The 6,723-nt window shown below is 75.4% G+C and carries 8 protein-coding genes; 4 read left to right on the top strand and 4 right to left on the bottom strand.

Annotated elements, in window-relative coordinates; all coding sequences use genetic code 11:
• Positions 1-334 precede the first annotated feature (334 nt).
• The 4 genes from ACRYM2_RS15165 to ACRYM2_RS15150 all read left to right on the top strand — a co-directional run bounded on the left by ACRYM2_RS15165 (position 335) and on the right by ACRYM2_RS15150 (position 2,948).
• Positions 335-571 (top strand): hypothetical protein, encoded by a 237-nt coding sequence (locus ACRYM2_RS15165; protein ID WP_432523236.1) that lies wholly within the window; start codon positions 335-337, stop codon positions 569-571.
• A gap of 148 nt (positions 572-719) precedes the next feature.
• A complete protein-coding gene (glsA, locus tag ACRYM2_RS15160; protein ID WP_432523235.1) occupies positions 720-1,670 on the top strand; it encodes a glutaminase A in 951 nt (316 codons plus the stop codon).
• A gap of 43 nt (positions 1,671-1,713) precedes the next feature.
• Entirely contained in the window at positions 1,714-2,121 is a 408-nt protein-coding gene (locus tag ACRYM2_RS15155; RefSeq protein ID WP_432523234.1) for a VOC family protein, read from the top strand.
• Entirely contained in the window at positions 2,118-2,948 is an 831-nt protein-coding gene (locus ACRYM2_RS15150) for a hypothetical protein (protein ID WP_432523233.1), read from the top strand. The genes ACRYM2_RS15155 and ACRYM2_RS15150 overlap by 4 nt, the downstream gene beginning before the upstream one ends.
• 61 nt (positions 2,949-3,009) lie before the next feature.
• On the opposite strand, the gene ACRYM2_RS15145 is transcribed toward ACRYM2_RS15150, so the two are convergent.
• The 4 genes from ACRYM2_RS15145 to ACRYM2_RS15130 all read right to left on the bottom strand — a co-directional run bounded on the left by ACRYM2_RS15145 (position 3,010) and on the right by ACRYM2_RS15130 (position 6,671).
• The gene (locus tag ACRYM2_RS15145; RefSeq protein ID WP_432523232.1) at positions 3,010-3,399 is read right to left on the bottom strand and encodes a hypothetical protein; all 390 of its coding nucleotides are present in this window, start codon (positions 3,397-3,399) and stop codon (positions 3,010-3,012) included.
• Between the two features lie 241 nt (positions 3,400-3,640).
• Positions 3,641-4,129: a hypothetical protein gene (locus tag ACRYM2_RS15140; protein WP_432523231.1), complete on the bottom strand. Its 489-nt coding sequence runs from the start codon at positions 4,127-4,129 to the stop codon at positions 3,641-3,643.
• Positions 4,130-4,338: 209 nt separating this feature from the next.
• Positions 4,339-5,553: a CynX/NimT family MFS transporter gene (locus tag ACRYM2_RS15135; RefSeq protein WP_432523230.1), complete on the bottom strand. Its 1,215-nt coding sequence runs from the start codon at positions 5,551-5,553 to the stop codon at positions 4,339-4,341.
• A gap of 179 nt (positions 5,554-5,732) precedes the next feature.
• Positions 5,733-6,671 (bottom strand): NADP-dependent oxidoreductase, encoded by a 939-nt coding sequence (locus ACRYM2_RS15130; protein ID WP_432523229.1) that lies wholly within the window; start codon positions 6,669-6,671, stop codon positions 5,733-5,735.
• Positions 6,672-6,723 lie beyond the last annotated feature (52 nt).

Genomic DNA, 6,723 nt, shown 5'->3' with positions numbered 1-6,723 from the left:
CACCCAGACGGTCCAGGGTCAGGAGACCGTGGACGAGACGCTGCGCGAAGAGGTCATCGACCTCGACGCCGACAACACCGTGAACACCACCGGGCGCGACCGCGACCGCCGCTGACACCGGCGCACCTGCGCGAGCAGGAGCGACCTGCACCCCGGTCGCTCCTGAGCTCCACCCTCCCCGAGGAGTTCCGGTGAACCGCTGGACACCCGGGCAGCGGTACCGCGCGCTGCTGCAGGACCCGCGCCGCCGCGGCCGGGTCCCGGCGTGCGTGCCGTTGCCGAGCGGGGCAGGGTGGGACCGTCAGCGACGTCCGATCGAAGGAGGAACAGCACCGTGCAGATCCCCAAGGAGATGATCCTCCAGCTCATCCGGGAGAAGTTCAACGACGACGGCAAGGCGCAGGAAGCCGATGCGCAACTGCCGGGCCAGGTCGACACCGACCAGCACGCCGACCTGCTCGGCCGGTTCGGCGTCGATCCGGGTGAGCTCATCGCGAAGTTCACCGGCGGCGGTGGCGGTGGCGACGACAAGGGCGGCCTCGGCGGTCTGGCCGGCAAGATCGGACTGTGAGCGGCGGGGCGCCGCGGCGCTGAGCGCCGCAGCACCCCGGGCCTCTCTGAGATCTGCACGAACGCCCCTGGACGGGAACGTCCGGGGGCGTTCGCGCGTCCGCCGGCGCTCCGGCGCCTCGGTCCCGTGGAGCGGGCAGGATGTGCGCATGAGCCGTTCCGCCGGAACCCGTGCCGATCCCCGCTCCTACGACCTCGACGACCTGCGCGAGCGCGTGCTGGGCGAGCGGGGAGGTGCGGTGGACGACAGCATCCCGCAGCTCGCCCGGGCCGATGCCGAGCTGTGCGCTCTGGCGCTCGTGCTGCCCGACGGCACCGTGCGGACCAGCGCGCAGGCGGACGCGGCCTTCAGCGTGCAGTCGGCCGTCAAGCCGTTCCTCTTCGCGCTGGCGCTGCTCGACACCGGCGGTCAGGCGCTGGATCGCATCGGCATCGAACCGACGGGGGAGTCCTTCGACGCGATCAAGCTCGAGACCGGCACCGGGCGGCCGCCGAACCCCATGGTCAACGCCGGTGCGCTGCTGACGGCCTCGCTGGTGGAGGGAGGGGACGTCGCCGGCCGTCAGGAACGCATCGTGGAGGGGTTGTCCGCGTTCGCGGCCCAGGACCTCGAGGTCGACGAGGACGTCGCCCAGAGCGAGCACCTGCTGGGTGACCGCAACCACGCCCTGGCGCACCTCATGCGCGCCGAGGGCACCTTGAGCGTCGGTGCCGACGACGCCGTCGCGGTCTACGCGCGTGCCTGCGCGGTGCTGGTCGATGCGCGGGCGCTGGCCGTCATGGGTGCGACGCTGGCGTGCGGCGGGCGCAACCCCGTCTCCGGGCGGCGCATCGTGCCCCCGCAGGTGGCGCGCGACGTCGTTTCGGTCATGGCCACCTGCGGGGTCTACGACGGTTCCGGCCGGTGGATGCGCAGCGTGGGCGTCCCGGCGAAGTCGAGCGTGTCGGGCGGGATCGTGCTCTCGGCGCCGGACGTCCTGGGTGCCGCCGTGGTCAGCCCACCGCTGGACGAGCAGGGAACCAGCGTGCGCGGCCGCATCGCCAGCGAGGAGCTCAGCGCCGAGCTCGGCCTGCACGTCTTCGCCTCCGGCGGGACCTGAGCGCCGGCGCCACGAGCGGATCGCGCCGCGCGCGGTGTTCCACGTGGAGGTGCTCGACGTCACCGCAGTTCTGGAACAGGCCGAAACCTCGGGCGGGCAGCGGGTGGCGGGACCCGTGCGGGCGCCGTCGGGACTGGTCGTCGCCCACTTCCGCGACACGGCGGGAAACCTGGTCGGCCTGGCCGCCGCGGTGGACCGACGGCGCCGTCCGCGCCGACCTCCCGAGGAGCGCTCGGTGCTGCGTGAACTGCTCGGCGTTTCCCTGCGGGTCGTCCGCATCCGGGAGGTTCCGCACGGGTCGACGGCGCAGGCGTCGTCGAACTCGGCGGAGGGTGTCGCAGCGCACCTCTCGACGGGAGCGCCGGAGGAGCCGCGACGCAGGGTGGTCGACTACCGTGAGGGAGGGGAACCAGCGCGGGGAGGCGGGTGTTCGTGGTGGGTGACCGGTTGACGCCTCGGGAGCACGAGGAGCTGGTCCGCGACCTCGTGGGGGCGCTGGCGGCTCCACGCGACGTGCGGACCGTCGGCATCGAGCGGGACGTCCAGCTGGAGGGACGTCTGGCCCACCACCAGATCGACGTGGTGTGGACCTTCGAGGTCGACGGGGTGGAGCGCCGGGTCTTCTTCGAGTGCCGCCGGCACAGGACTCCGCTGGAGCAGCGGGACGCCTTCGCGTGGGTGGGCGTGCTCGCGGACCTGGCCGAGGCCGGTGTGCACGGCACCGGTGTGATGGTGACGGTCACCGGTCACCAGAGCGGCGCCCGGGCGGTCGCCGAGGGGCACGGGGCCTACGTCATGGAGTTGCGGCGGCCCGCGGAGGACTGGCGGGGCCGGGTGCGCCGCATCGTCCTCGAGGTCACCCAGCGGGTTCCGGACATCACCAGCGTCGACTTCGACCACGCGCCGTCCTCAGGTGCTCCCGGGGTCTCCGAGGAGCCGCTGCGGATCGCCGTCGACCGGCTGTTCGTGCGCACGCGCGACGGGGAGCGCTCGGTGCGGGAGGTGATGCTCAGCGGTGTCCTCGCGCCCGCCGGTTGCCCGGCGTCCGGGATGCGGGCGGTGCGCCACGAGTACGACCCGCCCGCAGACCTGGTCCACGAGGGGCGGGTCGTGGGCCGGATCACCGCTCTGCACGGCGTCGCGGGCGAGACCGAGCGGGTGCTGCGCCAGGTCATCGGCCCGGTCGACGAGATGCTCATGTGGATGACCGGTGCTCCGAGCGCGGGTCGGAGGGCGTTGGTCCGGCCGGACGGGACGGCGGGGCGCACCGGACCGTGAGGCCCGGACGCGGACGCCGCGGGTCCGAGGTCGTCGGCCCGCGCGGGCGTGGCCGGTGCCGTCAGCGGGCCCCCGTCTCGTTGGCGTGGATGAGGGCGGCCGCCTGCAGGAGGGTGGCGAGCTCGAGGTCGCAGGTGTCGCAGAGGTGGTGCAGGTCGGTGAGGAGCTCGATGAGGGCTTCCTCGATGTTGTCCCTGGCGTCGCCCCCTCCGTCGGCGCTCGCGCCGGCCCTCGCGCTGGCCTGCGCGTGGTGGTGCAGGGCCTGGGCGGCGTAGGCGGCGCGCTGCGCGTTGGCCCGGCGGGTGTGGGCGGTGCTGGTGGGGTGGGCTTCCTCCCGGCCGTGCATGAGCACGGTCAGGGTCTGCTGGAGGCTCTGCTTGGACGTCGGCCCGGGCGCCCCGACGCCGGCGTGCTCGGCGCTCGCGGAGGCGCGGGGGGGTTGGTGGGACATCGCGGGTCCTCCAGGAGGGGTGTGCGCTGGGAGCGGAGCCGTCGGGGCTCGCGGGGTTCGCGGGGTTCGCGGTCGGCCGGCTCGTGGGGAGGGCCTGGTGGCTCGTCGTGGCGCCGGCTGGTGCGGCGTGGTGCGCTGCTGGGCGACGCTCGTGCCGCTGGTGACCGCGTCGGGGTGGGGGCCGGCTCGCACGCTCACGGGTGCACGGCTGCGGCGGGGCGCGGGTGGCGCCGTGGCGTTGTCAGGGCGTGCGGCGGGTGCTGGTGCGGGGCGCCGGGGGGAGTGCCGGGTCGGCGACTGGGCCGGTGACGGGGCTGGGGGTGGGGTGCAGGGGTCTCGCGGGTCGGTCCGCGGCCGGTCGTGGTGGGGCCGGTGCCGGGGTGAGCAGGACGAGGCGGGGTCCTGCGCGGGTGTGCGGGGTCGCGGCCGTCGTCGCCGCCGCAGCCGTGGACGTCGCGGGGGGCGCCGGGGGCGGGGTGGTGGCCACCACGCCCGTGGCGCCGGTCGGGCGTGGCCCGGGGCGTCGTCGGGCCGTGCCGAGGGGGGCGGCGGCGTAGCCGGCGAGGGCGCCGAAGAGCAGGGCGAGGGGTGCGGCGGCGATGAGGAGGCCCGCTCGGGGGCTGCGGGTGCCGGCGGTGGCCCAGTCGACGGCCCAGGGGACGAGGGCGAGGGTGGCGTAGGAGGTGGCGGCGACGCCTGCTGCTCGGCGGGTGGTGAAGCGTGCGCTCACGGCTGCTGCCCCCTTCCTGCGCCCGTCTCGCTGGCTCGCCTGCGGGTCCGTCCCGACCCATCTTGCCCCGGTGCGGCTGCTGGTGCGCGGGCTCGCCGCGTCCCGGGTGGCTCACGCTCGCAGGTGCGGGAGGCTCTGTCCATCGTCGCGGGGGGCGCCGGGGCAGGGCCCGGTGGGACGAGGCGCCGCTCGGGCGGGTGGTGCGGCCCTCAACCTCGGGGCCGTGCACCCCAGGTGTCCTCCAGCACCGCCGGTCTGCAGGCGACGAGGGACACCACGGCCAGCACGCCGACCGTGACCAGCAGCACGGCCAGCGCGGGGGTCCAGCTGCCGGTGACCTCGTGGACCACCCCGACCAGCACCGGCCCGGGGGCCGCCGCGGTGTACCCCGCTCCCTGGACGAAGCCGGACAGCGCCGTCGCGCCCTCCGCCGTGCGCGTGCGCAGGTTGATGAGGGCCAGCACGACGGGGAAGACGCCCTGCGCCAGGCCGAGCAGGACGATCCACACCGCGGTCCCGGTCGCCGGGGAGAGCGCGAGCCCGAGGTAGCCGCAGACGTAGCACCCCGCGAGCGCGGCGACGAGCGGCCACGGGTCGCGCAGGCGTGCGGCCAGCAGCGGCCCGGCGAAGGACATCGGCAGCCCGAGGATCGCCAGCAGCGCCACCCACCGCCCCCCGGCCTCCGCCTCGAGCCCGGCGTCGGTGAGGATCTGCGGCAGCCAGGCGAACAGCGCGTACGTGTTGAGCGAGTTCATCCCGAAGGTCACCGCCAGCCCCCAGGCGAGCGGGCTGCGCCAGACGCGACCGGTCCCGCTCCGCACCCGCTGGTCCGCGGGCCCGGAGGCGCCCGGCGGCAGGCCGTCGACGTCGCGCCGCCCGTGGCCCGTCGCCGCCCTCCGCGCGATGACGACGCACCAGGGGACGACGGCGACGACGGCCAGGACGGACCACACGCCCACGGAGGTCCGCCACCCGAGCTGCCGGGCCAGCGGCACGGCCAGCAGCGGGGGTGCGGTCGTGCTGAACGCCATGGTCATCGAGTACGCGGCCGTGACCGGCCCGATGCGGTCGGGGAAGTAGCGCTTGACCAGCGGTGGGAGCAGGACGTTGCCGATCCCCATGCCGCCCAGGGCGACGACGGACCAGGCGATGAAGGCCGCCGGTGTGCCCGTCGTGGACCGGACCACCTCGCCCGTCGCGGACAGCAGGAGCGCTGCGACGAGCGTGGGTTCCAGCCCCAGCCGGCGCGCCACCACCGGTGCCAGGGAGCCGAACACGGCGAAGGAGACCAGCGGCGCCGCGCCGAGGAGGCCGGCGAGGGTGTCGTCGAAGGCGACGTCCCGGCGGACGACGTCCAGGATCGGGGAGACCGCGGCGATGGCGATGCGCAGGTTCAGGGCGACGAGGACGATGCCGAGGAGCACCACCCACCGCCCGCGCCGGGTGGCGGCAGGGTTTGGGTGGGACATGGGCACCGAGTTCGTCAGGGGGCGGACGACGCCGGTCGACGCCGCCGTCCCGGGCGCAGGGGGCGACGCCGGCCAGGCTAACCGGTACCGGGTCCCGGACCGTCACCGGCTTCCGCGCCGGGCTGGTGCGGGTCTCACTCGGGCAGGACGACGACCTTGCCGGGGATGCGGCCGGCGGCGGCTTCGGCGTGCAGCGCCGGCAGTTCGGCCAGCGCGATGCGGCGGGTCACCTCCAGGGTCAGGGCGCCGGAGTCCACCAGGGACACCAGTTCGGCCAGGCGCTCGCGGTTCGGCTTCACGAAGACGGTCGCCGCGTGCACGCCGCGCACCTCGTCGCCGGGGGTGGGGATGAAGGCGGTGGTGCTGACCACCGCGCCGCCGTCGCGGACCAGCGCCACCAGCTCGGTGAACCGCTCGGGGTCCAGGGGGGCGAGGTTGAGCAGCACGTCCACCGGCTCGTGCACGGCCTCCAGCAGGTCGGTGGTGGTGTGCTCGACGACCTCGTCGGCCCCGGCGGCGCGCACGGCCTCGATGCTGCGGGGGCTGGCGGTGGCCACGACGTGCACGCCCGCGCGCTCGGCCAGCGCGATCGCGTACTTGCCGACGACACCGCCGGCTCCCACGATCAGCAGGCGCTGACCCGCCCGCAGCCCACCCTCGTCGAACAGGGCCTGCCAGGCGGTCAGCGCCACCGACGGCAGGGCGGCCGCGTCGGGCAGCGGGACGCTCGCGGGCGCCGCGACCAGCGCCTGGGCGGGGGCCACGACGTACTGCGCCGCGCCGCCGTCGCGTTCCATGGGCAGGAAGGCGATGACCGCGTCGCCGACCCGCAGGCCGCTGCCCTCGGCGCCCTCGCCGAGGGCGTCGACGGTGCCGGAGACGTCGTAGCCGGGGACGTGGGGCAGCACGACGGGGATGGGCAGGAACCCGGCGCGCATGCCGTCGTCGGCGGCGTTGAACGCCGAGGCCGCCACGCGCACCAGGACCTCCCCGGGGCCGGGGACGGGCTGCTCGACCTCCTCGTGCTGCAGGACCTCGGGTCCGCCGGTCTGGTGGAAACGCACTGCCTTCATCGCTGCACCTGCTCCTGTGAGGTCCCCTGAGGTGCTCCGCGGATCCGGTCCG

This window comes from Kineococcus aridisoli, assembly GCF_050871885.1.
Taxonomy (GTDB): domain Bacteria; phylum Actinomycetota; class Actinomycetes; order Actinomycetales; family Kineococcaceae; genus Kineococcus.
The sequence above is the reverse complement of the archived record's forward strand: the minus strand, read 5'-3'. Positions and strand labels throughout refer to the sequence as shown.